The organism is Aphanothece microscopica RSMan92 (assembly GCF_046613545.2).
Taxonomy (GTDB): Bacteria; Cyanobacteriota; Cyanobacteriia; order PCC-6307; family Cyanobiaceae; genus NIES-981.
Map to the genome: position 1 here is coordinate 1 of NZ_JBKKKY020000551.1, position 443 is coordinate 443.

At 66.6% G+C, this 443-nt stretch carries 1 protein-coding gene; it reads right to left on the reverse strand.

Going from position 1 to position 443, the window contains the following annotated elements; genetic code table 11:
- On the reverse strand, window positions 1–443 hold a 443-nt coding region (locus ACLD7X_RS19010), incomplete at both ends, for an MmgE/PrpD family protein (RefSeq protein ID WP_411425238.1).

Below are 443 nucleotides of genomic sequence, written 5' to 3' on the forward strand. Positions count from 1 at the left end.
GCGATCCGCGGCGCTCCGTCCGCGTCTCCTGCAAGGTTCTTCCATCGGTGAGGGTCAGCATCACGGAGGTTGGCGGCGGCGGTTCGCCATCCGCCTCAGGCAGGGGGTGCATCGCGATGCGCGGCATGAAGGCCCTGATGGCGTCGCGATGGATTGCATCACCCTCGAAATCCGGCAGGCCGATACAGCCCTGGATCGCCGCCGTCGCGAGGCAGTATTCCATGCTGAAGCGCGCCTCCATGCCCGTGCGCGGTTCCGGATGCATCAGGTTTCGAGAGAGCACCAGCGGAAGGGACGTGTCGATGCGCGCAATGCGATCCGGCGTCAGCGCCTCGCGATCCCGCAGGGCCAGCAGCGCGTCGAGCGACAGATGCGTCGCCGCACAGGTCGGATAGGCCTTGTAGCTCAGGCCAACAGCTTCGACGGCGAGGGCTTCGTTCTCG